We start from the raw sequence: 21,824 nt of genomic DNA on the forward strand, positions 1-21,824 counted from the left end.
CCGCGTCACATGCGGAGAGGGCGCCCCTTCCTGGAAGGGGCGCCCTCTTCGTATGTGCGTCGGGTCCGAGCGGCCGTCAGCTGTGGCCGTTCGTCAGCCCTTGCTCAGCCCTTGCTCAGCTCCCAGAAGCGGAAGACGGTGGAGGCGTCGAGGCAGTACTCCAGGCCGTAGACGTTGTCGCGGACGACGGCGTACTGCTTGGCCTGCCAGACCGGCAGGACGGGGAGTTCCCTGGCCACGATGTTCTGGAGCTGGTTGAACTCGTCGTCGGTCGCGGAGCGGTCGCTCTCGGCGGCGGTGCGCGGGATGAGCGAGCCGGTGATCGCGTTGTTGCTGTAGTTGTTGCTCAGCACGTTGCCCTTGCCGAAGAAGGGGGCCGTGAAGTTGTCGGCGTCCGGGTAGTCCGGGATCCAGCCCTTCACGTACACGCCGTACTTGCCGTCGGCGATGTCCTTCTCGTACTGGTCGAACGCGACGGACTGCACGTCGGCGTCGAACAGGCCGCTGTCGTTGAGCTGCTGCGCGATCGTCTTCAACTCCTGGTCGGTGGCCGGGCCGTAGCGCGACGGGGTGGACCAGAGGGTCAGCTTGACCTTGCCGGTGATGCCGTCGTCCTGGAGCGCGGCGGCGGCCTTGGCCTTGGAGGGCCGGGCGCCGTAGGTGTCGAAGAAGGCCGTGTTGTGGCCGCCGATACCGGCCGGGATGATCGAGTACAGCGGGCTGGCGGTGCCCTGGTAGACGTCCTTGATGAGGGCGTCACGGTCGATGAGGTAGGCGATGGCCTTGCGGACGCCGAGCTTTCCGGTGACCGGGTCGTCCATGTTGAAGACCAGGTGCTGGACTTCGGCGCTGCTGCCCTCGACGACCTCGATGCCGGAGTCGCCGCCGGACTTCTCGCCGTCGGCGATGTCGCCCGCGGTGAGGCCTCGGTAGGCGATGTCGACCTCGCCTGCGCGCAGGGACTTCTTCAGGGCGTCCTGGTCGCCGTGGAAGAACTTCAGCGTCACGCCGGAGTTCTGCGTCTTCGCGGTGCCCTTGTAGTTCTCGTTGACGGAGAAGACGGCTTCGTCGTCCCCGAAGGAGTCCAGCTTGTACGGGCCGGAGCCGACCGCTTCGTTGTCCTTGCGGAGGCCGTCGGCGTCGTACTGCTCCTGGTCGACGATGGAGCCGGCGCCGGAGGCTATCTTGCTCGGGAAGGTGGCGTCCGGGGTGTTGAGCTGGAAGACGACCGTCTTCTCGTCCGGGGTCTGCACCTTGTCGAGCGTGGGGAACATGACGGCGGGGCCGTCGGGGTCGTTGATCTTCAGCATGCGGTCGAAGGAGAACTTGACGTCCTCCGAGGTGAGCGCGTCACCGTTGCTGAACTGGAGGCCGTCTCTGAGCGTGCACTTGTAGACCTTGGCTTCCGTGTCGGAGAAGGTGCACTGCTCGGCGGCTTCGGGCTGTGGTTCGGTGGCGCCCTTGGGGAAGCTGAGCAGGGACTGGAAGACGTTGTTGAACAACAGCCAGGAGCCGGGGTCGTAGCCGGAGGCGGGGTCGGTGGCGAGGACGTCGTCGGACATCCCCATGACCACCGAGCTGCCGGTCCCCCCGGAATCGCCCGTCTCGGTTCCGCAGCCGGTCAGCAGGCCGGAGGCCAGCCCTGCCACGACGGGCAGGACCGGCCACTGGTTACGCATGTTCACGTACGAGTGCCTTGTCGTCGTTGTGAGGAACCCGGGCCGCGTCCCGGATCCCGGGCCTGGCCCGGCGCCTTGGTCGTCGGCGCCGGGCACGGAGAGACGTCAGCCGCTCACGCCACGGCCGAGCTCCCACAGCTGAAGGGTCGAGGAGGAGTTGAGCACGTATGCCGTACCGGTGACGTCGTCACCGGCGGCGACGTACTGCTTGCCCTGCCACAGCGGCAGCACCGGGACGTCGTCGGCGACGATGTCCTGGATGTCCGTCAGGCTGCCGGACGCCGAGAGCCGGTCGGCCACGCGGCGGGACTCCGGGATGAGGTTGTTGCGGATCGCGCTGTTGCTGTAGGGCGAGCCGAGGAAGTTGTCCTTGTCGAGGAAGGGCGCGAGGAAGTTGTCGGCGTCGGGGAAGTCGGGGAACCAGCCCATGCCGTACACCTCGTACTCGCCCTTCTGCTCGGCGGGGCGGAACGTGGCCCAGGGGGCGCCTTCGATGTCGACGTCGAACAGGCCGCTGTCGTTGAGCTGCTTCTGCAGCAGCTCGAACTCCTTCTTGGTGGCCGACCCGTAGTGGTCGGTGGTGTAGTGCAGGGTCAGCTTCACCGGGGTGGTGATACCGGCCTTCTCCAGCAGGGACTTGGCCTTGGCGGCGCTCGGATCGCCGTACTTGTTGAAGAAGGCGTTGGAGTGGCCCGTGACGCTGGCGGGGACCAGCGAGTACAGCGGTTCGGCCTGGGAGCCGTACACCTTGGAGACGAGTTCGCCGCGGTTGATGAGCTGTGCCATCGCCTGGCGGACGGCCTTGGTCCGTACGCTCGGGTCGTTGGTGTTGAAGGCGAGGTAGCGGATTTCCAGGCCGGGCATGTCGACGAGGTCGACGGTGTCGTCGGAGTCGGCGGACAGCTTCTGGATCTGCTCGGGCGACATGGTGCGGGTCATCAGGTCGATGTCGCCCTTGTCGAGGGCGGTGCCCATCTCGTCGGCGTCCGCGAAGTTGCGCAGTTCGACCTTGTCGTTGTTCACCGTCAGACTCCCCTTGTAGTCGGGGTTCTTGGTGAACACGGCGGAGACCAGCTTGTCGTTCTCGACCTCGGCCTGGAGGGTGTACGGGCCGGAGCCGTCGACCTCGAAGCCGTCGCGCAGCTTGTCCTTGGCGTAGATGTCCGGGTCGACGATGCCCGCGACCGGGGTGGACAGCTTGAACGGGAAGGTGGCGTCGGCGGTCTTGAGGTGGAAGATGACCTCGCGGTCGCCCTGGGTCTCGACGGTGTCGATGGTGGACAGCAGGGCGAAGACGCCGCTGTCGGCCTTGAGGGCGCGGGCGCGGTCGATGGAGTACTTGACGTCGGCCGCGGTGACGGGGTCGCCGTTCGCGAACTTGAGGTTCTCGCGCAGGGTGCAGGCGTAGCGCTCGTTGCCGCTGTCGGTGAAGCCGCAGCTCTGGGCGGCCTCGGGCACCGGGTCGCCCTCGCCGCGCGGCTGGACCATCAGGGTCTGCACGGTCTGGCGGAGGATGTTCCAGGTGCCGACGTCGTAGGCGTACGCCGGGTCGAGGGGGGCGGGAGCGTCCTTCGAGGCAGTGAACGCGTCCGTGGTGCCGACGACGATCGCGTCGCCGCCGCCGCTACCGCTGTCGGTTCCGCCGCAGGCGGCGAGAACCGGCGCGAGCAGGCCGATGACGGCCGGCAGCACCAAAGTCTTGCGGTTCATGCTCGGGTTTCTCCAGCTGTCGACTCCGTGTACCCGGCATGCAGGGGTGTCGCGGCGGGTCACGGGGGTAAGGGCGATGTTCTCGCGACGAGGTTAGTCCGCACCTGCAGGAAGGTTCGCCGCCACCGGAGTTGAGAACCCATCACGCTGTGAGACCGCTCGCGGACGCACCGGAAACCTGATGCCGGAAGGATTCGTGCACCGATCCATCAATCGGGACACAACGGTGCGCCCGAAAGCCCCAAATCAGGGTCGGCGGCACACCGTAGAGCACCTGTCGACACTCCGGAGAGTGGCGAACGTCACAACTGGACGTTTCTCGATCCGCACCGGAATTCAACCATCTCCAGGCATTCGAATTCCCTTGCGGAATTCCTCGGTCTATCAGGGTTGCACGCTGGGTGAACGACAGGCCTTTTCCGTTGTCAGACCACGATCAGCCCGCGCAGAAATGCCAGATCGACCTCTTCCAACGAGGTCACCACGGTACGCCGGGCGGCCGGCGTGATCGGCGCCACCGACGGCACGGCCACCACATGGCAGCCCGCGGCCTCGGCGGCGGCGACACCGGTCGCCGTGTCCTCGACGACCGCGCATCTGGCGGGCTCGGCACCGAGCCCGGCCGCGGCGAACAGGTACGGGTCCGGGTACGGCTTGGTGCGCGCCACCTCGTCGCCGGCGACGGTGAGCGCGAAGTACTGCGGCCCGAGCGAGGTGAGCACCCGGTCGATGATGCGCCGGTGCGAGGCGGAGACGAGCGCCGTGGGGATCTCGTACTCGGCCAGCTCGGCCAGCAGCCGGGCGGCGCCCGGCATCAGCGGCAGGGCGCGGTCGATACGGTCCTCGAAGCCCTGGTTGAGCAGCACCGTGAGCTCGGCGAGGGTGATGTCGGCGCCGGTGGCCTCGATCAGGAAGCCCGCGCTGCGGCTCATCGGGCCGCCGACCACGACATGGCGCCAGGTGTCGTCGAGGGTGTGGCCGAGGCCGGCGAAGATCTCGACCTCGACGTCCCACCAGAAGCCCTCGGTGTCCACCAGGGTTCCGTCCATGTCGAGGAGTACGGCCTGAAGTGCCGAACCGTCGGCCGTACGGGTTACTGGCGCGGGGACCGTGCTGGTCATCCTGGCGCACCTCCTTGAGGGGCGATCAGGCCGGCTCCCATGAAGGGAGCCGGCCTGCGGTGGACCGTCCAGTGTACGACGTGCGGCGACGAAGCGCCTGATTTGATCGGTGTGCCTCCAGGCACACCGACTACGTCATCGTGCGTTGAAGTACTTCGCCTCGGGGTGGTGGATGACGATCGCGTCCGTGGACTGCTCGGGGTGCAACTGGAACTCCTCGGACAGGTGGACCCCGATGCGCTCCGGCTGGAGCAGGTCGGCGATCTTGGACCGGTCCTCCAGGTTCGGGCAGGCGCCGTAGCCGAGGGAGAAGCGGGCGCCCCGGTACTTCAGCGCGAACATGTCCTCGATGTCGGCCGGGTCCTCCCCGGCGAAGCCCAGCTCGGAGCGCACGCGCGCGTGCCAGTACTCGGCGAGCGCCTCGGCCAGCTGCACGGAGAGGCCGTGCAGCTCCAGGTAGTCGCGGTAGGCGTTCGCCTCGAACATCCGCGCCGTCTCCTCGCCGATCCGCGAGCCGACGGTGACGACCTGGAGGCCCACGACGTCCGTCTCGCCCGACTCCTGCGGGCGGAAGAAGTCCGCGAGGCACAGGCGGCGGCCGCGGCGCTGGCGCGGGAAGGTGAAGCGGGTGCGTTCATTGCCGTGCTCGTCGAGGAGGATCAGGTCGTCGTCCTTGGAGACGCACGGGAAGTAGCCGTAGACCACGGCCGCTTCGAGGAGGTTCTCCGTCTGGAGCCGGTCGAGCAGACCGCGCAGCCGCGGGCGGCCCTCGGTCTCGACGAGTTCCTGGTACGACGGCCCGTCGCCGGTGCGGGCTTCCTTCAGGCCCCACTGGCCCTTGAACAGGGCGCCCTCGTCGAGCCAGGACGCGTACTCCTTGAGCTGGATGCCCTTGATGACGCGGGTGCCCCAGAACGGCGGCTCGGGGAGCGGGTTGTCGGTGGCGACGTCGGAGCGGACGTGGCCTTCCTCGGGACGCTCCTCCGGTACGGCCGTCGTGGCGGTGCTCCTGACCCGGCGCTGCTTGAGGTCGGGCAGCTTCGCACCGGGCACGCCCCGCTTGACCCCGATCAGGGCGTCCATCAGGCGCAGGCCCTCGAACGCGTCCCGGGCGTAGCGGACTTCGCCCTCGTAGATCTCGTGCAGGTCCTGCTCGACGTACGCGCGCGTGAGGGCCGCGCCGCCGAGGATGACCGGGTAGTTCGCCGCCAGGCCGCGCTGGTTGAGCTCCTCCAGGTTCTCCTTCATGATCACCGTGGACTTGACCAGCAGGCCGGACATGCCGATGACGTCGGCCCGGTGTTCCTCGGCGGCCTCGAGGATCGCGGAGACGGGCTGCTTGATGCCCAGATTGACCACGTTGTAGCCGTTGTTGGACAGGATGATGTCCACGAGGTTCTTGCCGATGTCGTGGACGTCGCCGCGCACGGTGGCCAGCACGATGGTGCCCTTGCCCTCGGCGTCGGACTTCTCCATGTGCGGTTCGAGGTGGGCGACGGCGGCCTTCATGACCTCGGCGGACTGGAGGACGAACGGCAGCTGCATCTGGCCGGAGCCGAACAGCTCGCCGACGACCTTCATGCCGTCCAGGAGGGTCTCGTTGACGATGTCGAGCGCCGGACGCTCCTGGAGGGCCTCGTCGAGGTCGGCCTCCAGGCCGTTGCGTTCGCCGTCGATGATGCGGCGCTTGAGGCGCTCCTCCAGGGGAAGGGCGGCGAGTTCCTCGGCCTTGCCCGCCTTCAGTGACTTGGCGGTGGCGCCCTCGAACAGGGCCATCAGCTTCTGCAGCGGGTCGTAGCCCTCGGCGCGGCGGTCGTGGATCAGGTCGAGGGCGGTCTGCACCTCTTCCTCGCTGAAGCGGGCGATCGGAAGGATCTTCGAGGCGTGGACGATGGCCGAGTCCAGGCCCGCCTTGACGCATTCGTCGAGGAAGACGGAGTTGAGCAGGATGCGGGCGGCCGGGTTCAGGCCGAAGGAGATGTTCGACAGGCCGAGGGTGGTCTGGACGTCCGGGTGGCGGCGCTTGAGTTCGCGGATCGCCTCGATGGTGGCGATGCCGTCCTTGCGGGACTCCTCCTGGCCGGTACAGATGGTGAAGGTCAGGGTGTCGATGAGGATGTCCGACTCGTGGATGCCCCAGTTGCCGGTCAGGTCGTCGATCAGCCGTTCGGCGATCTCGACCTTCTTCTCGGGGGTGCGGGCCTGGCCTTCCTCGTCGATGGTCAGCGCGATCAGCGCGGCGCCGTGCTCACGGGCGAGCTGGGTGACCTTCGCGAAGCGGGACTCGGGGCCGTCGCCGTCCTCGTAGTTGACGGAGTTGATGACCGCGCGGCCGCCGAGCTTCTCCAGGCCGGCCTGGATGACGTCGACCTCGGTCGAGTCGAGGACGATGGGCAGCGTGGAGGCGGTGGCGAAGCGGCCGGCCAGCTCCTCCATGTCGGCGACGCCGTCCCGGCCGACGTAGTCCACGCACAGGTCGAGCATGTGCGCGCCCTCGCGGATCTGCTCGCGGGCCATCTCCACGCAGTCGTCCCAGCGGGCCGCCAGCATGGCCTCGCGGAACTTCTTGGAGCCGTTGGCGTTGGTGCGCTCGCCGATGGCCAGGTAGGAGGTGTCCTGGCGGAAGGGGACGGTCTGGTAGAGGGAGGCGGCGCCGGGCTCGGGGCGCGGGCTGCGCCCGGCCGGGGTGAGGTCGCGGACGCGGTCGACGACCTGGCGCAGGTGCTCCGGGGTGGTGCCGCAGCAGCCGCCGATGAGGGAGAGGCCGTAGTCGCGGACGAAGTTCTCCTGCGCGTCGGCCAGTTCCGGGGCCGTCAGCGGGTAGTGGGCGCCGTCCTTGGTCAGTACCGGCAGGCCCGCGTTGGGCATGCAGGACAGCTGGACGCGGGAGTGCCGGGACAGGTAGCGCAGGTGCTCGCTCATCTCGGCCGGGCCGGTCGCGCAGTTCAGGCCGATCATGTCGATGCCGAGTGGTTCCAGCGCGGTCAGCGCGGCGCCGATCTCCGAGCCGAGCAGCATCGTGCCGGTGGTCTCCACCGTCACGGACACGATCAGCGGGACGTCGTACCCGGCCGTCTCCATCGCCCGGCGGGCGGCGAGGACGGAGGCCTTGGTCTGCAGCAGGTCCTGGGTGGTCTCCACCAGCAGCGCGTCGGCGCCGCCCGCCAGCAGGCCCTCGGCGTTTCGCTGGTACGCGTCACGGATGGCGGTGAAGGTGGTGTGGCCGAGGGTGGGCAGCTTGGTGCCGGGGCCGATGGATCCGAGTACCCAGCGCTGCCGGCCGTCACGTGCGGCGAACTCGTCCGCCGTCTCGCGGGCGATGCGGGCGCCGGCCTCGGACAGTTCCGCGACGCGTTCGGGGATGTCGTACTCGCCGAGCGCGGTGAGGTTCGCACCGAAGGTGTTGGTCTCGACGCAGTCGACGCCCGCGTCGAAGTACTCGGAATGCACCGAGCGGACGATGTCCGGGCGGGTCACGTTGAGGATCTCGTTGCAGCCCTCCAGCTGCTGGAAGTCCTCCAGGCTGGGCTCCTGGGCCTGCAACATGGTGCCCATCGCTCCGTCGGCGACCACCACACGGGTGGCGAGCGCCTCGCGGAGGGCGGACGCACGGGTCCGGCTGTCGGCGGAAGGGGTCGGTGGCAACGAGGCCATGAAAGGGCTCCCTGGAATGCGACGGCTGTCGGCTTTGCACCCTTGTGTGACTTTCCACGGCGGGCGCACCCCGCCAGCGTAGCCGGGACCGCGGCGGAAGGGTCAGGCCGTCCACGGGGCGGACGTCAACGACGATGCGGGCACTCACCGGATCGTATGACGGATACCTGCGACACAAGAGAAGCAGGCGGATGGCGGCAGACCATTAGCGGGAGGTCGGCATCGACCGGTAGTGTTCGACATTGCCGAACGGCGGCGCGACGTCGCGATGTCGACGGTCGAAGTGGACGGAGGCAGTACGGCGATGGCACGGAACATCCAGTCGCTCGAACGGGCGGCCGCGATGCTGCGGCTTCTCGCAGGCGGCGAGCGGCGCCTCGGCCTGTCGGACATCGCCTCGTCACTGGGCCTCGCCAAGGGCACCGCCCATGGAATCCTGCGCACCCTCCAGCAGGAGGGGTTCGTCGAGCAGGACGACGCCTCCGGGCGCTACCAGCTGGGTGCCGAGCTGCTGCGCCTGGGCACGACCTATCTGGACGTGCACGAGCTGCGGGCACGCGCGCTGGTGTGGACGGACGACCTGGCCCGCTCCAGCGGGGAGAGCGTCTACCTGGGCGTTCTGCACCAGCAGGGGGTGCTGATCGTCCACCACGTCTTCCGCCCGGACGACAGCCGGCAAGTGCTGGAGATCGGCGCCATGCAGCCCCTGCACTCCACGGCCCTGGGCAAGGTCCTGTCGGCGTACGACCCGGTCGCGCACAGCGAGGCGATCGAGGCCGACCGCAAGGCCTTCACGGACCGGACGGTGTGCGAGCTGGACGACTTCGAACATCTCCTCGACCTGACACGCGCGCGTGGCTACGCGGCCGACGTCGAGGAGACCTGGGAGGGCGTCGCCTCCCTGGCCGCCCCCATCCACGACCGGCGCCGTATGCCGGTCGGCGCGGTCGGCATCACCGGCGCCGTGGAGCGGCTGTACCGGGACGGCGAGCTGCGCCCCGAGCTGATCGCGGCGGTGCGGGACTGCGCCCGCGCGGTGTCGCGGGACCTGGGCGCCGGGCGGTTCTGAGCGCCGCACGGGACGAGAGTGGCCGCCGGGACGCCGTAGGACGTTCCGGCCTTCGTCATGCCACGGCTCCGTTATCGGCATGTCGATAAATCAACACAATCAACAACGATCGCGCATTCAACGACACAGCTCTTGACGCACACCTGACGCCGGGGCAAGCTCCCGTCCATCGGTCGGCATTGTCGAACACCTACCGGCAATACGCGCTAGAGTGTGACAACGCCAAGGGCCGGCATCGCTCTCACCCCCGAGGGCAACGCGAACCACCGGAGGGACCCGGGGTTCGGCTTCCCTGGACGAAGGACAAAGGAGTCGCGGGTGTCCAGCTCCGACATCTTCATCGGCGAGACCATCGGTACCGCCATACTCATCCTGCTCGGCGGGGGCGTCTGCGCCGCCGTCACGCTGAAGGCCTCCAAGGCCCGCAACGCCGGCTGGCTCGCCATCACCTTCGGGTGGGGCTTCGCAGTACTCACGGCGGTCTACACCTCGGCGCCGCTGTCCGGCGCCCATCTGAACCCGGCCGTGACCGTCGCACTCGCGATCAAGGACGGCGAGTGGAGCAATGTTCCGACGTACTTCGCCGGACAGCTGCTCGGCGCCATGATCGGTGCGGCCCTGGTCTGGGTCGCCTACTACGGCCAGTTCCACGCCCACCTCACCGACAGGGAGATCGTCGGCGGTCCGGGTGCGCAGGCCACCGCGGCCAAGGCCGTCGAGGCCCAGGAGAAGGGCGCCGGCCCGGTCCTGGGCATCTTCTCCACCGGTCCCGAGATCCGGAACGCGGTGCAGAACCTCGCCACGGAGATCATCGGCACGGTCGTGCTGGTCCTCGCCGTCCTCACGCAGGGCCTGAACGACGCCGGCAACGGCCTCGGCACCCTGGGCGCCCTGATCACCGCGCTCGTGGTCGTCTCCATCGGTCTGTCGCTCGGCGGCCCGACCGGTTACGCGATCAACCCGGCCCGTGACCTCGGTCCGCGCATCGTCCACGCCCTTCTTCCGCTGCCCAACAAGGGCGGTTCCGACTGGGGCTACGCCTGGATCCCGGTGGTCGGCCCGCTGATCGGCGGCGCCATCGCGGCAGGTATCTACAACGTCGCTTTCGCCTAGGAGCAGCGAGCTTCACCCGTTCGGGTGATCAGCACCGAAACTCTCAGCGCGCGCCGTACGTAAAGCCCCATAACCACGGAACTTCCAGGAGCTAACAGTGACCGACGCCCACACCGCCGGCCCCTTCATCGCCGCCATCGACCAGGGCACCACCTCGTCCCGCTGCATCGTCTTCGACCGCGACGGCCGTATCGTCTCCGTCGACCAGAAGGAGCACGAGCAGATCTTCCCGAAGCCGGGCTGGGTCGAGCACAACGCCACCGAGATCTGGACCAACGTCCAGGAGGTCGTCGCCGGAGCGATCGCCAAGGCCGGCATCACCCGCGACGACATCAAGGCCATCGGCATCACCAACCAGCGCGAGACCACCGTGCTGTGGGACAAGAACACCGGTGAGCCCGTCCACAACGCCATCGTCTGGCAGGACACCCGCACCGACGCGCTCTGCAAGGAGCTCGGCCGCAATGTCGGCCAGGACCGCTTCCGCCGCGAGACCGGCCTTCCTCTGGCCTCCTACTTCGCCGGTCCCAAGGCCCGCTGGCTGCTGGACAACGTCGAGGGCCTCAAGGAGCGCGCCGAGGCCGGCGACATCCTCTTCGGCACCATGGACACCTGGGTCATCTGGAACCTGACCGGCGGTGCCAACGGCGGCAAGCACGTCACGGACGTCACCAACGCCTCCCGCACCATGCTGATGAACCTCCACACCATGGAGTGGGACGAGAAGATCGCCGAGTCGATCGGCGTGCCGCTGCAGATCCTGCCGGAGATCCGGTCCTCCGCCGAGGTCTACGGCGAGGTCACCGGCGGCAAGCTGGGCGACCTGCTCGGCGGCATCCCGGTCGCCTCCGCGCTCGGCGACCAGCAGGCGGCCCTGTTCGGCCAGACCTGTTTCTCCGAGGGCGAGGTCAAGTCGACGTACGGCACCGGCACCTTCATGGTGATGAACACCGGTGACAAGATCATCAACTCGTACGCGGGCCTGCTGACCACCGTCGGCTACAAGATCGGCGACCAGCCGACGGTGTACGCCCTGGAGGGCTCGATCGCCGTCACCGGCTCGCTGGTGCAGTGGATGCGTGACCAGATGGGTCTGATCTCCACCGCCGCCGAGATCGAGACGCTCGCGCTGTCGGTCGAGGACAACGGCGGCGCCTACTTCGTGCCGGCCTTCTCCGGTCTGTTCGCCCCGCACTGGCGCTCCGACGCCCGTGGTGTGATCGCCGGCCTGACCCGGTACGTCACCAAGGCGCACCTCGCGCGTGCCGTCCTGGAGGCGACCGCGTGGCAGACGCGGGAGATCGCCGACGCCATGGTCAAGGACTCCGGCGACGAGCTGGTGGCCCTGAAGGTCGACGGCGGCATGACCTCCAACAACCTGCTGATGCAGACCCTCTCGGACGTCCTGGACGCACCCGTGGTGCGCCCGATGGTCGCCGAGACCACCTGCCTCGGCGCCGCCTACGCCGCCGGTCTCGCCGTCGGCTTCTGGTCCGACACCGACGAACTGCGCGCCAACTGGCGCCGGGCCGCCGAGTGGACCCCCCACATGGACGCGGACACCCGCGACCGTGAGTACAAGAACTGGCTCAAGGCCGTCGAGCGGACCATGGGCTGGATCGAGGACGACGAGAGCTGAGAGCAGTTCTCGCCCGCTCTCGAACTCTGATGAGGAGTAAGAACCCGAAATGACCAGTCAGACCACCCTGCAGTCCGTGCCTGCCCTCGGTACGCGCCCGGCCTCCGGCTCCAACCCGAGCCGCGCCGAGACCCGGGAGCAGCTCGCCAAGGCGTCGTACGACCTTCTCGTGATCGGCGGCGGCATCCTGGGCATCTCCACTGCCTGGCACGCCGCGCAGTCCGGCCTGCGGGTGGCTCTGGTCGACGCCGGTGACTTCGCCGGCGCCACCTCGTCCGCCTCCTCCAAGCTGCTCCACGGCGGCCTGCGCTATCTGCAGACCGGCGCGGTGAAGCTGGTGGCGGAGAACCACTTCGAGCGCCGTGCGGTCTCCCGCCAGGTGGCCCCCCACCTGGCGAACCCGCTCACGTTCTACCTCCCCGTGTACAAGGGCGGGCCGCACGGCGCCGCGAAGCTCGGGGCGGGCGTCTTCGCCTACTCCGCGCTCTCCGCGTTCGGTGACGGCGTCGGTCACCTCTTGTCCCCCGCCAAGGCGGCTCAGGACGTGCCCGAGCTGCGCACCGAGAACCTCAAGGCCGTGGCCGTGTACGGCGACGACCAGATGAACGACGCGCGCATGGCGCTGATGACGGTCCGCGGGGCCGTCGAGGCGGGCGCTGTCGTGCTCAACCACGCCGAGGTAACCGGCCTGCGCTTCACCAAGGGCCGGGTGACCGGTGCGGACCTGAGGGACCGCGTGTCCGGTGACGAGTTCGGGGTCAACGCCCGTCTCGTGCTCAACGCGACCGGCCCGTGGGTCGACCACCTGCGCAAGATGGAGGACCCGAATGCCGCGCCGTCGATCCGTCTGTCGAAGGGCGCGCATCTGGTCCTGAAGCGGACGTCGCCGTGGAAGGCGGCGCTCGCGACCCCGATCGACAAGTACCGCATCACGTTCGCCCTGCCCTGGGAGGACATGCTCCTCCTGGGCACCACGGACGAGGAGTTCGAGGGCGACCCGGCGGACGTCGCGGTCACCGAGAAGGACACGGCCCAGATACTCGACGAGGCCGCGTTCTCGATCCGCGACCAGCAGCTCGACCGTGACCTCATCACGTACTCCTTCGCGGGTCTGCGCGTGCTGCCGGGCGGCCCCGGTGACACCGCGAAGGCCAAGCGCGAGACGGTCGTGACCGAGGGCAGGGGCGGCATGCTGTCCGTCGCGGGCGGCAAGTGGACGACCTTCCGGCACATCGGCCGCACGATCATGAAGAAGCTGGAGGCGCTGCCGGGCCACCCGCTGGGCGACGACTTCGAGCCGATCGCCTCGCTGCCGAAGAAGCTGCCGCTGCCCGGCATCGCCAACCCGCGCGCGGTCGCCCACCGGCTGCTGACCGACCACCCGGCGCCCGGCCCGCGCATGGCGGCCGACACCGCCAAGCACCTGGCCACGCACTACGGTTCGCTGGCCTTCGACATCGCCCGCATCGCGAACGAGAACCCGGAGCTGGGCGAGCGCGTCCACCCGGACGCCCCGGAGATCTGGGCCCAGGTCGTCTACGCCCGCGACAACGAGTGGGCCGAGACGCAGGACGACGTGCTGCGCCGCCGCACGACGCTGACGATCCGGGGTCTGGCCACGGACGACGTCCGCGCGAAGGTCCAGGACCTGCTCGACAAGAAGTGAGCCTCGCGGCGCCGAGGGAGGTTTTCGCCGGATGAGCCTCCCTCGGTGTCAGGTCCGGCCACTCCCCTGACCACGCCGGACCGTACGAGGGCGGCCCCGTTTCTTCCGCACCGGGGCCGGCCAACACCGGAAGGGGCGGCTCCACGCCGACGGAGCCGCCCCTTTCGCAATGCCTGACATGCGCGTCGACAGGCCGGATATTCGCGGGCGTCGAGGCCGATGCGGCCCTTATCGTGCGGGCGTGACGATCACCGACGCCGAGATGGCCGGCCTGCTCGCGCCCGGCGGGTTTCTCTTCCTGCGGCGCCTGAGCGAGGACGAGGTCCCGCCGGCTCCTCTGCCGCCCCACCACGGTCCCGCCAACTGCCTGCCCGAGCACGGGCGGATCGACTCGCCCGTGGTCGACATCGACGACCCGGATCTGCCCGCCAAGGTCCGGGAGGGGTGGCATGGGATGGCCGCCGAGTACGGACTCCTCGACGACGCACGGGAGTTCCTGCTCTGCGTCGACTACTCCGACCCCGAGGACGTGAACAGTGAATGGGCGTGGGCCCGGGTGCGGCTCCTCGACGAGTGGGATCTCGGCGGTGGTGACGATGGCCCGCTGCCGTTGTGGATGCGGTTCTACATGGGCGACCGGTTCGTACCGGAGTTCACGGTGATGGCCCTCGACGGGCATGTGATCATGAACACCACCCTGTGGGGCGACGGCACGGTCAGCACCATCGTCGTCTGCCCGTCCAGGCTGCCCTGACGTTCGTCAGAGAAGCGCCCGTACGTGCTCCGGCGTCGAAAGCTCCTCGCGCCGCACGATCAGTTCACGCCCCAGCAGCAGCGCACGCCGGGACGCCGGTACCGGGTCCGGGAGGGTGGTCAGGTCCGTCAGGTGCGCGAAGCCGATGATGCGGCGGACGATCTCCGTGCCGGCGTAGCCGAGGGACTCGGTCCATACCCGGCGCAGGAAGCGGTCCAGGTACGCGTCGTCGAAGAACGTGTCGACGCGGGTCGGCCAGAGGCGGCGGAACTCCGACTCGAACGCCTCCCAGGAGAGGCGGAGTTGGTCACCGTGGTCGGACAGCGTGCCGAGCGCCCGTGCCCGCTCCTCCGACACCAGGGCGTTGGCCCAGTACAGGCCCAGGTCGTAGCCGACGGGGCCCACGAAGGAGAACTCGGGGTCGAAGACCCGCACCACGTGGGCGCCTTCGCGCTCGCCGACCATGATGCTGCCGGTGTGCAGATCACCGTGGAGGAGGGCCTGGGCGCTGGTCATGAAGGTGTGGCGGAGGTCGGCGACCTCGGTACGCAGCCGCGCGTCGGCGCGGAAGTCCGCCGCCAGGTCGTCCAGTTGCTCGTGCCAGTGGTTGTGCTCGTGCTCGATGTACGGCTCGGACAGGACCACGTCCTCGGTGATCTTGCAGAGTTCGGGACTGACCGAGGCCGCGATGAGCGCCTTCCGCTCGGCGGACTCCATGCCGAAGTCGCTGGTCGCGAAGGAGAGCTGAGCGACGAGCTCGCCGGTGCGCGCCGAGGTGTGCGGGCCGTACGGCTCGCCCTCGTTCAGGCGGGTGCGCAGGACCTCCAGGTCCGACATGTCCTCCATGACGAGGGCGTGGTTCTCGGGGTCGTAGCCGTGGATCGCCGGGATCTTGTCGGGGGCGACCTTCGCCACCTGGGCGTACGCACGGGCCTCGGCGTCGGCGCGGTCCGGGCTCATCGGCCAGGACGGGCCGGCGACCCGGACCCAGGGCAGGGCCTGCTTGACGGCGAGGCTGCGGGTGCCGTCGGCGGACGACGCGAGGAACACCCGGTTCATGTTGCCGTCCGACACCTCGCGGACCCCGATGTCGGTCGCGTCGTCCCAGTGGCCGCGCTCGCGCAGGTAGCCGGGGATGTCGTCGGTCTCCAGGATGCGGTAGCTCATCGTACGAACTCCTCGAACTTCCTTGTGCGTCATGCGGTGCGGCGCTTGGACAGGGTGAAGCTGAAGACGAGGGCGAGGATGAGGACCGCGCCCTCGACGACGTCCTGGGTGTAGTACGGCAGCCCCTTGATGGTCAGGCCGGTGGTGATGATGCCGATGAGGACGGCTCCGAGGGCCGTGCCCCAGACGTTGGGACGCCCGCGGCCCAGGACGGAGGTGCCGACGAGGGCCACCGCGACCGCCTCCAGCAGCTGCGAGGTGCCTGCCGACACGTCGCCCTGGCCGATGCGGGACGCCAGGATGAGGCCGCCGATCGAGGCGAGCACGCCGGAGAGGACGTACGCCAGGGCCCGGTACGCGCCTACGCGGATGCCCGCCAGGCGCGATGCCTCGGGGTTGGCGCCGATCGCGTAGAGCACCCGGCCCCAGCGGGTGCGGGCCAGGAAGACCCAGGCGGCGATCGTGAGGCCGCCGAAGACGAGGACCGAGACGGGGATGCCGAGGACGGTGCCGCGGTCGATGCGCAGGAAGCCGTCGGTGAACCTGCCGGGGGCCGTGGTGCCGTCGTCCAGGGTCATCCCGGGGGTGATGGACTGGCCGTCGACCAGGATGAGTTTGGTGCCCTGGATGACGAACATGGTGCCGAGCGTGGCCAGCATGTCGGGGATCTTCAGGACCACGATGAGCAGGGCGTTGAGCAGCCCGGCCAGGGCTCCCGCCGCCAGTACGGCGAGGATCGCGACCGTGCCGACCTGGTTGAGGACGACCATGGTGTGCGCGGCGACCGAGACGCCGAGCCCGGCCACCGCTCCGACGGACATGTCCATTCCGCCGACGGCCATGGTGAGGGTGACCCCGAGGCCGAGGATCGCGGCGACGGAGACGTACCGCAGGGTGTCGAGGAGGGTCGCCGACTCCCGGAAGGAGCCCTCGCTCAGCGCGAAGTACAGGAACAGCGCGACGGTGACGAAGATGAAGCCGTACTTGATGACGGCGTTCTGGACGCGTGCAGCCGTGGAGGTCGCGGGCGGGATCGCCGCCTTGGTGGGGACTTCCGTGCTCTGGGTGGTGGTCATGGCGTAGTTCCTCAAGGGGCCGGGGTCACACGGACGCCGAGATGGTCTGGATGACGCGGTCGCGTTCCGCGTCCTCGCCGTAGGCGTCGAGGTGGATCTCGCCGGCGGCGAGCACGACGACCCGGTCGGCGATCTCGAGAACCTCGTCGACGTCGGCGGACAGGACGAGCACGGCGGCGCCCTCGGCAGCGAGGGACCGGGCACGGCGGCCGATGTCCCGGCGGGCGCCGATGTCCACACCTCGGAACGGCTCGTCCAGGATGAGGACGCGGGGTGTCTCGGCGAGCCAGCGGCCGACGACGACCTTCTGCTGGTTGCCGCCGGACAGCTCCTCGACGGTGCTGTGCTCGTCGCGGGCGACGACGCCGAGGGCGGCGATGGTGTCGCGGCCGAGGGCGTCCTCCTTGGCCGTGTTCATCAGCCCCATCCTGGACAGGGACTTCAGGAACGGCAGCGAGATGTTCCGGGCCAGCGACCAGCCGGGGACGAGGGCGTCGGCATGCCGGTCCTCGGGGACCAGATGGACGCCGGCGCGGATCGCGTCGGAGGGCCTTTTCGGCTCGTACGGCCTGCCGTCCAGTTCGGCGGAACCGGTCGCGAAGGGCTCGGCGCCGAACAGGCCGCGGGCCAGCTCGGTCTTGCCCGCGCCCAACAGACCTACGACGCCGGTGACTTCACCCGTACGCAGGTCCAGGTCGAGCGGTGCGCGGCCGTCGAAGAGCCGTACGCCCCGCAGCGACAGCGCCACATCGCCCTCGGCGCCTTCGCGGACCGGGCGGGCCGTCGTCGCCTCCTGGGCCTGGGCCAGCATCGCGCGCAGGGCGCTGTCCCAGTCGAAGGGCTTGGACTGGTCCTCGGTGAGACGGCCGTCCCGCAGGACGACCAGGCGGTCGGCGAGGGCGTCGATCTCCCCGAGGCGGTGGGAGACGTAGAGGACCGCGATGCCGTCGTCGCGCATCCTCTCGACCAGCGCGAAGAGGCGTTCGGCCTCGGCGGCGGACAGGGCCGAGGTCGGTTCGTCCAGGATGAGCAGGCGCGGGCGGGTGGCGAGGGCGCGGGCGAGGATCAGCAACTGGCGGTCGGAGAGACCGAGTTCGGTGACGTCCTTGCGCAGCACCGAGTCGCTCCAGTCCAGGCCGAGGCCCGCCTGGATCTCGCGGGCGCGGGCCAACAGTCGGCCGCCGTTCAGGAACGGGTTGCCGCGCGCCTGCGCCAGTTCCTCGAAGACCAGGTTCTCGGCGACCGAGAGGCCCGGCACGATGCCCTCGCCGATGCGCTGGTGGACCGTCTGGATGCCCAGCTGGCGGGCGGCCAGCGGGGAGTGGAGGGCCGCGGGTTCCCCGGCGACCCGCACCTCTCCCCCGTGGTCGGTGTGGACGCCCGAAAGGATCTTGATCAGGGTGGACTTGCCGGCGCCGTTCGCGCCGAGCAGCGCGACCACGCTGCCCGGGGCGATGTCGAGCGTGACGGAGGCGAGGACCGTCTTCCCGCCGAACGCCATGCTGACGTCGGTCAGGCTGACGGCCGCCTTCGCGCGGCCGATGTCATGGCTGATGTCACGGCCGCCGCGGTCAGTGGGCGACATTCGAGATCCAGTCGGCGGTGCTGACCTGGGACAGGTTCAGCGCGGGCAGCGCCTCGCGCAGCTGGTCCATGTTCTCGATCTTCTTCTCACGCAGGAAGCCCTGGGTGATGGCGACGGCCGGGAACTCGACCGAGGTCTTGCCCAGTTGACCGGCCAGTTCCAGCGCGGTCGTGCGGACGACGGCGGCGCCGACGGCGGACGGGTCGGTGCCCGCGGTGGCGACCCAGGGGCTGCCGTCGGCGGTCATGTTCTGGATGTCGGCGTTGGAGACGTCCGCGCCGAAGACCTTCACCTTGTCCTGGAGCTTCTTGTTCTGGACGGCGAGGACGGTGCCCTTGGCGAGTTCGTCGTACGGGGCGAAGACGCCGGTGACGTCGGAGTGCTGGGTGAGGGCGGCGGACACCAGCGGCACGTTGTCGGTCGCCGTGGAGTCGGTGACCTTGCCGACCTTGAACTGCTGCTTCCAGCCCTGGGCGCCGACCGTCGACTTCCAGACACTGTCGCGCTTGTCGAGGGCGGCGTAGCCGGCGACGTTGACGTAGCCGACCTTGGCGTCCTTGCCGACCTCCCTGGCCATCACGTCGAGGACGGCCTGGGCCATGCTCGCGTCGTTCTGCCTGGTGGAGACGACGCCCTTGGTGGCGGTCTCGACGTCGTAGACGACGACCTTGACACCCTTCTTCACGGCCTTGTCGATCTCCGGCTGGATGGTGGCCGGAAATCCATGGTCGACGATGATGGCCTGCGCGCCGGAGTTGATGGCCGAGGACAGGTCGGTGGCCTGCTTGGCGTTGTCGGCCTGGGCGTCGTACACGGTCAGGTCGATCCCGAGGGCCTTGGCCTGGGCCTTGGCGCCGTTGCCCCACTGCTCGAAGTAGTCACCGGCGCCGCTCTGCCGCACCAGGGCCACCTTGACGGCGCCCTTGCTGAAGGGGGCCGGCTTCGCGCCGGTGGCGGCCGCGGCAGAGGCGGCGGTGTCGCCGGTGTTCTTGGAGGCGTCCGTGGACTGCGAGCAGCCCGCGAGGAGCAGGGCGGAGACGGACGCGAGGGAGAGCGCGGCGAGGGGAAGTCGGACACGGGACATGGCGGGGCTCCAGGTGCGGGGAAAGGGTGGGGAGTTGCTGGACCCGGAGCCGGGGACACCGATCGTGGACGGGGGCGCCCCGGGACACGGGGGCGCGGGAGAGCTCCGGATGAGGTCAGCGACAGCTGGCTGTGGTCGACCGGAGCAAGTCCACGTACAGCCGCCGCACGAGCAGCAGCGTCTTCATACGGAGATCATGGGAACGATTTCAGCCACTCGTCAAAGCGGAGCAAGCGGTTTCTCACCACGTGAGACAACGACTTGGTCACACCCTGTCGACACCTCGGCAGGGCCCGGACGGAGTTACGATCACCGGACCGGCACCCCGAACCGGCACAGTGAGGCCCTGATGACGACACCCCGCGCGACAGCGATGCGCATGCCCCGCATGCTCTGCTGTCCCGGCGCGCGGTGTCGCGGCTGACCGACGCCCGACCAGCCGTCCGCCACTGCGCCCTTCCCTCCTCCCCCTGCCGGGTGCTTGTCTCGGTACCCGGACCCACGTTTCCAGCCCCCCGTTCCCTCTCCAGGAGTTGCACCCATGACCCTGCTGACGACCTGGCCCGAGTCCGGACCGCAGACCCTGATCCGCCGCACCTCGGACCCCGCCGAGATCGCCGCGGCCCTGAAGCCGCTGGGCGTGCGCTACGAGCAGTGGCCGATCCGGGAGGACGTCCCGTTCGACGCGGACAGCGACACCGTGTTCGCGGCGTACGGCCCCGAGATCGACCGGCTCAACGCCGAGGAGGGCTTCACCACCGTCGACGTCCTGGGTCTGCACCCCAGCGACGACCCGGAGTTCCCGGCGAAGGCGAAGGCCGCGCGCGAGAAGTTCCTCCAGGAGCACACGCACGACGACGATGACGAGGTGCGCTTCTTCGTCTCCGGTTCCGGCATCTTCTACCTCCATGTGAACGGCGAGGTGCACGCCGTCTTCTGCGAGAAGGGCGACCTGCTGGGCGTGCCGCGCGGCACGACGCACTGGTTCGACATGGGCACGAAGCCGTCCTTCACCGCGATCCGCTTCTTCCACGAGGCGGACGGCTGGATCGGCAACTTCACCGGTTCCACCATCGCCGGCCGCTTCCCGGACTACGACACGATCGCGGCCGGCTACGAGGCCGACAGGGCCGCGGCGTGACCGTGCGGGACATCCGCTTCGACGTGGACGCCGGGAACGCCGTGGACGCCGTGGTGCTCGACATCGAGGGCACCACGAGCGCCACCGGATTCGTCGTGGACGTGCTGTACCCGTACTCGCGCTCGCGGTTCGGGGCGCTGCTCGCCGAGCGCGGGGACGATCCGGCGGTGGCACGGGCGGTCGCGCAGGTGCGGGAGCTGACGGGCGACCCGGACGCCGACGCCGTACGGATCGAGAAGACCCTCAACACCTGGCTGGACGAGGACCGCAAGGCCACCCCGCTGAAGACCCTCCAGGGCATCATCTGGTCCGAGGGCTTCGCGCGCGGTGACCTCGTGTCGCACTTCTACGACGACGTGGTCCCGCGGTTGCGCGCGTGGCACGCGGCGGGCGTACGGCTGTACGTCTACTCGTCCGGGTCGGTGGCCGCCCAGCGGGCGTGGTTCACGAACAGCCCGGAGGGCGACCTGACCTCGCTCGTCTCCGGTCTGTACGACACCGAGAACGCGGGCCCCAAGCAGGAGCCGGAGTCCTACCGGCGTATCGCCGAGGCGACCGGCGTCGCGCCCGCCGGTCTCCTCTTCCTCTCCGACCGCCCCGGCGAGCTGGACGCGGCTCGCGCGGCGGGCTGGCGGACGGTCGGCGTCCGGCGGCCCGGGGAGCCGTACTACGAGCAGGGTGTCGGCGACCACGCGCAGGCGGGGACGTTCGACGAGATCACCATCATCACTTCCGGGAGCAGCACGTGACCGCCGACATAAGCCAACTCGACCTTGAGGAGGCGGGCGCGGTCCTGGCCGCCGAGTCCGCCCGGTTCGCCTCCTTCGGCTGGATGCGGGGCACCTCCGGCAATCTGTCCGTGGTGCTGACCCGTGACCCGCTGCGGCTCGCGGTCACGGCCAGCGGCCACGACAAGGGCGAACTGACACCCTCGGACGTGGTGCTGGTCGACGGGCAGGGTGCCGCGGTGCACGGCGGCAAGCCGTCCGCCGAGGCGGAACTGCACGCGCGCGTGGCCGCGCTGACCGGTGCCGGGGCCGTCGTCCACGTCCACACGGTCGCCTCCGTGGCGATGGGCCGGCGCGAGCCCGGCGGCGTCGTCTTCAAGGACCTGGAGATGCTCAAGGGCGTCGGCCAGCCCGCCCACGACGTCGAGGTGACGTTGCCGGTCATCGCCAACAGCCAGGACATGAAGGTCCTCGGCGACCGTCTGGAGGCCGCGCGCGACCCCCGTATGCCCGCGGTGGTCGTGGCCGGACACGGCCTCTACGTCTGGGGCGACAACCCGCGCCAGGCCCGGCACCACACCGAAGTGGTGGAGTGGCTGCTGGAGTTGGAGCTCACGCGGCGGTAAGGCGACAAGGCA

The 21,824-nt window shown here is 69.4% G+C and carries 16 protein-coding genes; 8 read left to right on the plus strand and 8 right to left on the minus strand.

Going from position 1 to position 21,824, the window contains the following annotated elements; translation table 11 throughout:
* Window positions 1-104: 104 nt before the first annotated feature.
* The 4 genes from ADK36_RS09015 to metH form a co-directional block, all read right to left on the minus strand.
* Window positions 105-1,685, minus strand: coding sequence for an ABC transporter substrate-binding protein (locus ADK36_RS09015; protein WP_048584541.1), 1,581 nt, complete (start codon window positions 1,683-1,685; stop codon window positions 105-107).
* A 99-nt stretch (window positions 1,686-1,784) separates the two neighbouring features.
* A complete protein-coding gene (locus ADK36_RS09020) occupies window positions 1,785-3,389 on the minus strand; it encodes an ABC transporter substrate-binding protein (protein ID WP_048584542.1) in 1,605 nt (534 codons plus the stop codon).
* Window positions 3,390-3,814: 425 nt separating this feature from the next.
* Complete coding sequence (locus ADK36_RS09025; protein ID WP_048584543.1) at window positions 3,815-4,510, minus strand: HAD family hydrolase; 696 nt, start codon at window positions 4,508-4,510, stop codon at window positions 3,815-3,817.
* A gap of 135 nt (window positions 4,511-4,645) precedes the next feature.
* Window positions 4,646-8,164: a methionine synthase gene (metH, locus tag ADK36_RS09030; protein WP_048584544.1), complete on the minus strand. Its 3,519-nt coding sequence runs from the start codon at window positions 8,162-8,164 to the stop codon at window positions 4,646-4,648.
* A gap of 304 nt (window positions 8,165-8,468) precedes the next feature.
* On the opposite strand from metH, the gene ADK36_RS09035 reads away from it, so the two are divergent.
* The 5 genes from ADK36_RS09035 (at window position 8,469) to ADK36_RS45490 (ending at window position 14,405) form a co-directional block, all read left to right on the plus strand.
* Entirely contained in the window at window positions 8,469-9,233 is a 765-nt protein-coding gene (locus tag ADK36_RS09035; RefSeq protein ID WP_048584578.1) for an IclR family transcriptional regulator, read from the plus strand.
* Window positions 9,234-9,551: 318 nt separating this feature from the next.
* Window positions 9,552-10,346, plus strand: a complete 795-nt coding sequence (locus ADK36_RS09040; protein WP_048584545.1) for an MIP/aquaporin family protein — start codon at window positions 9,552-9,554, stop codon at window positions 10,344-10,346.
* A gap of 97 nt (window positions 10,347-10,443) precedes the next feature.
* A complete protein-coding gene (glpK, locus tag ADK36_RS09045) occupies window positions 10,444-11,985 on the plus strand; it encodes a glycerol kinase GlpK (RefSeq protein WP_048584546.1) in 1,542 nt (513 codons plus the stop codon).
* A 49-nt stretch (window positions 11,986-12,034) separates the two neighbouring features.
* Window positions 12,035-13,651: a glycerol-3-phosphate dehydrogenase/oxidase gene (locus ADK36_RS09050; RefSeq protein WP_048584547.1), complete on the plus strand. Its 1,617-nt coding sequence runs from the start codon at window positions 12,035-12,037 to the stop codon at window positions 13,649-13,651.
* Window positions 13,652-13,892: 241 nt separating this feature from the next.
* Window positions 13,893-14,405 (plus strand): hypothetical protein, encoded by a 513-nt coding sequence (locus ADK36_RS45490; protein ID WP_063776921.1) that lies wholly within the window; start codon window positions 13,893-13,895, stop codon window positions 14,403-14,405.
* 6 nt (window positions 14,406-14,411) lie between these two features.
* On the opposite strand, the gene mtnK is transcribed toward ADK36_RS45490, so the two are convergent.
* The 4 genes from mtnK to ADK36_RS09075 are packed head-to-tail and all read right to left on the minus strand — an operon-like array spanning window position 14,412 to window position 19,317.
* Window positions 14,412-15,572, minus strand: a complete 1,161-nt coding sequence (gene mtnK, locus ADK36_RS09060; RefSeq protein ID WP_048584548.1) for an S-methyl-5-thioribose kinase — start codon at window positions 15,570-15,572, stop codon at window positions 14,412-14,414.
* A gap of 29 nt (window positions 15,573-15,601) precedes the next feature.
* Entirely contained in the window at window positions 15,602-16,648 is a 1,047-nt protein-coding gene (locus ADK36_RS09065) for an ABC transporter permease (RefSeq protein ID WP_048584549.1), read from the minus strand.
* Window positions 16,649-16,673: 25 nt separating this feature from the next.
* Window positions 16,674-18,233: a sugar ABC transporter ATP-binding protein gene (locus ADK36_RS09070; RefSeq protein ID WP_048584550.1), complete on the minus strand. Its 1,560-nt coding sequence runs from the start codon at window positions 18,231-18,233 to the stop codon at window positions 16,674-16,676.
* On the minus strand, window positions 18,220-19,317 hold the full coding sequence (locus ADK36_RS09075; protein ID WP_048584551.1) for a substrate-binding domain-containing protein: 1,098 nt from the start codon (window positions 19,315-19,317) through the stop codon (window positions 18,220-18,222). Before ADK36_RS09075 ends, ADK36_RS09070 begins: the two co-directional genes overlap by 14 nt.
* Before the next feature lie 541 nt (window positions 19,318-19,858).
* On the opposite strand from ADK36_RS09075, the gene ADK36_RS09080 reads away from it, so the two are divergent.
* From ADK36_RS09080 to mtnB, 3 genes are read left to right on the plus strand one after another with little or no spacing between them, the layout of a single operon-like run.
* Window positions 19,859-20,458 (plus strand): 1,2-dihydroxy-3-keto-5-methylthiopentene dioxygenase, encoded by a 600-nt coding sequence (locus tag ADK36_RS09080; protein ID WP_048584552.1) that lies wholly within the window; start codon window positions 19,859-19,861, stop codon window positions 20,456-20,458.
* Window positions 20,455-21,207: an acireductone synthase gene (gene mtnC / locus ADK36_RS09085; RefSeq protein WP_078916509.1), complete on the plus strand. Its 753-nt coding sequence runs from the start codon at window positions 20,455-20,457 to the stop codon at window positions 21,205-21,207. The genes ADK36_RS09080 and mtnC overlap by 4 nt, the downstream gene beginning before the upstream one ends.
* Entirely contained in the window at window positions 21,204-21,812 is a 609-nt protein-coding gene (mtnB, locus tag ADK36_RS09090) for a methylthioribulose 1-phosphate dehydratase (protein WP_048584553.1), read from the plus strand. Before mtnC ends, mtnB begins: the two co-directional genes overlap by 4 nt.
* Window positions 21,813-21,824: the final 12 nt, after the last annotated feature.

Source organism: Streptomyces viridochromogenes, from assembly GCF_001270495.1.
Taxonomy (GTDB): Bacteria; Actinomycetota; Actinomycetes; order Streptomycetales; family Streptomycetaceae; genus Streptomyces; species Streptomyces viridochromogenes_A.

Bases quoted from the DNA above. Each gene is read 5' to 3' on its own strand.
- ADK36_RS09050 (WP_048584547.1), top strand. From the start codon at position 12,035: ATGACCAGTCAGACCACCCTGCAGTCCGTGCCTGCCCTCGGTACGCGC.
- mtnK (WP_048584548.1), bottom strand. From the start codon at position 15,572: ATGAGCTACCGCATCCTGGAGACCGACGACATCCCCGGCTACCTGCGC.
- metH (WP_048584544.1), bottom strand. From the start codon at position 8,164: ATGGCCTCGTTGCCACCGACCCCTTCCGCCGACAGCCGGACCCGTGCG.
- ADK36_RS09070 (WP_048584550.1), bottom strand. From the start codon at position 18,233: ATGTCGCCCACTGACCGCGGCGGCCGTGACATCAGCCATGACATCGGC.
- ADK36_RS09035 (WP_048584578.1), top strand. From the start codon at position 8,469: ATGGCACGGAACATCCAGTCGCTCGAACGGGCGGCCGCGATGCTGCGG.
- ADK36_RS09065 (WP_048584549.1), bottom strand. From the start codon at position 16,648: ATGACCACCACCCAGAGCACGGAAGTCCCCACCAAGGCGGCGATCCCG.
- ADK36_RS09020 (WP_048584542.1), bottom strand. From the start codon at position 3,389: ATGAACCGCAAGACTTTGGTGCTGCCGGCCGTCATCGGCCTGCTCGCG.
- ADK36_RS09080 (WP_048584552.1), top strand. From the start codon at position 19,859: ATGACCCTGCTGACGACCTGGCCCGAGTCCGGACCGCAGACCCTGATC.
- ADK36_RS09025 (WP_048584543.1), bottom strand. From the start codon at position 4,510: ATGACCAGCACGGTCCCCGCGCCAGTAACCCGTACGGCCGACGGTTCG.
- ADK36_RS09075 (WP_048584551.1), bottom strand. From the start codon at position 19,317: ATGTCCCGTGTCCGACTTCCCCTCGCCGCGCTCTCCCTCGCGTCCGTC.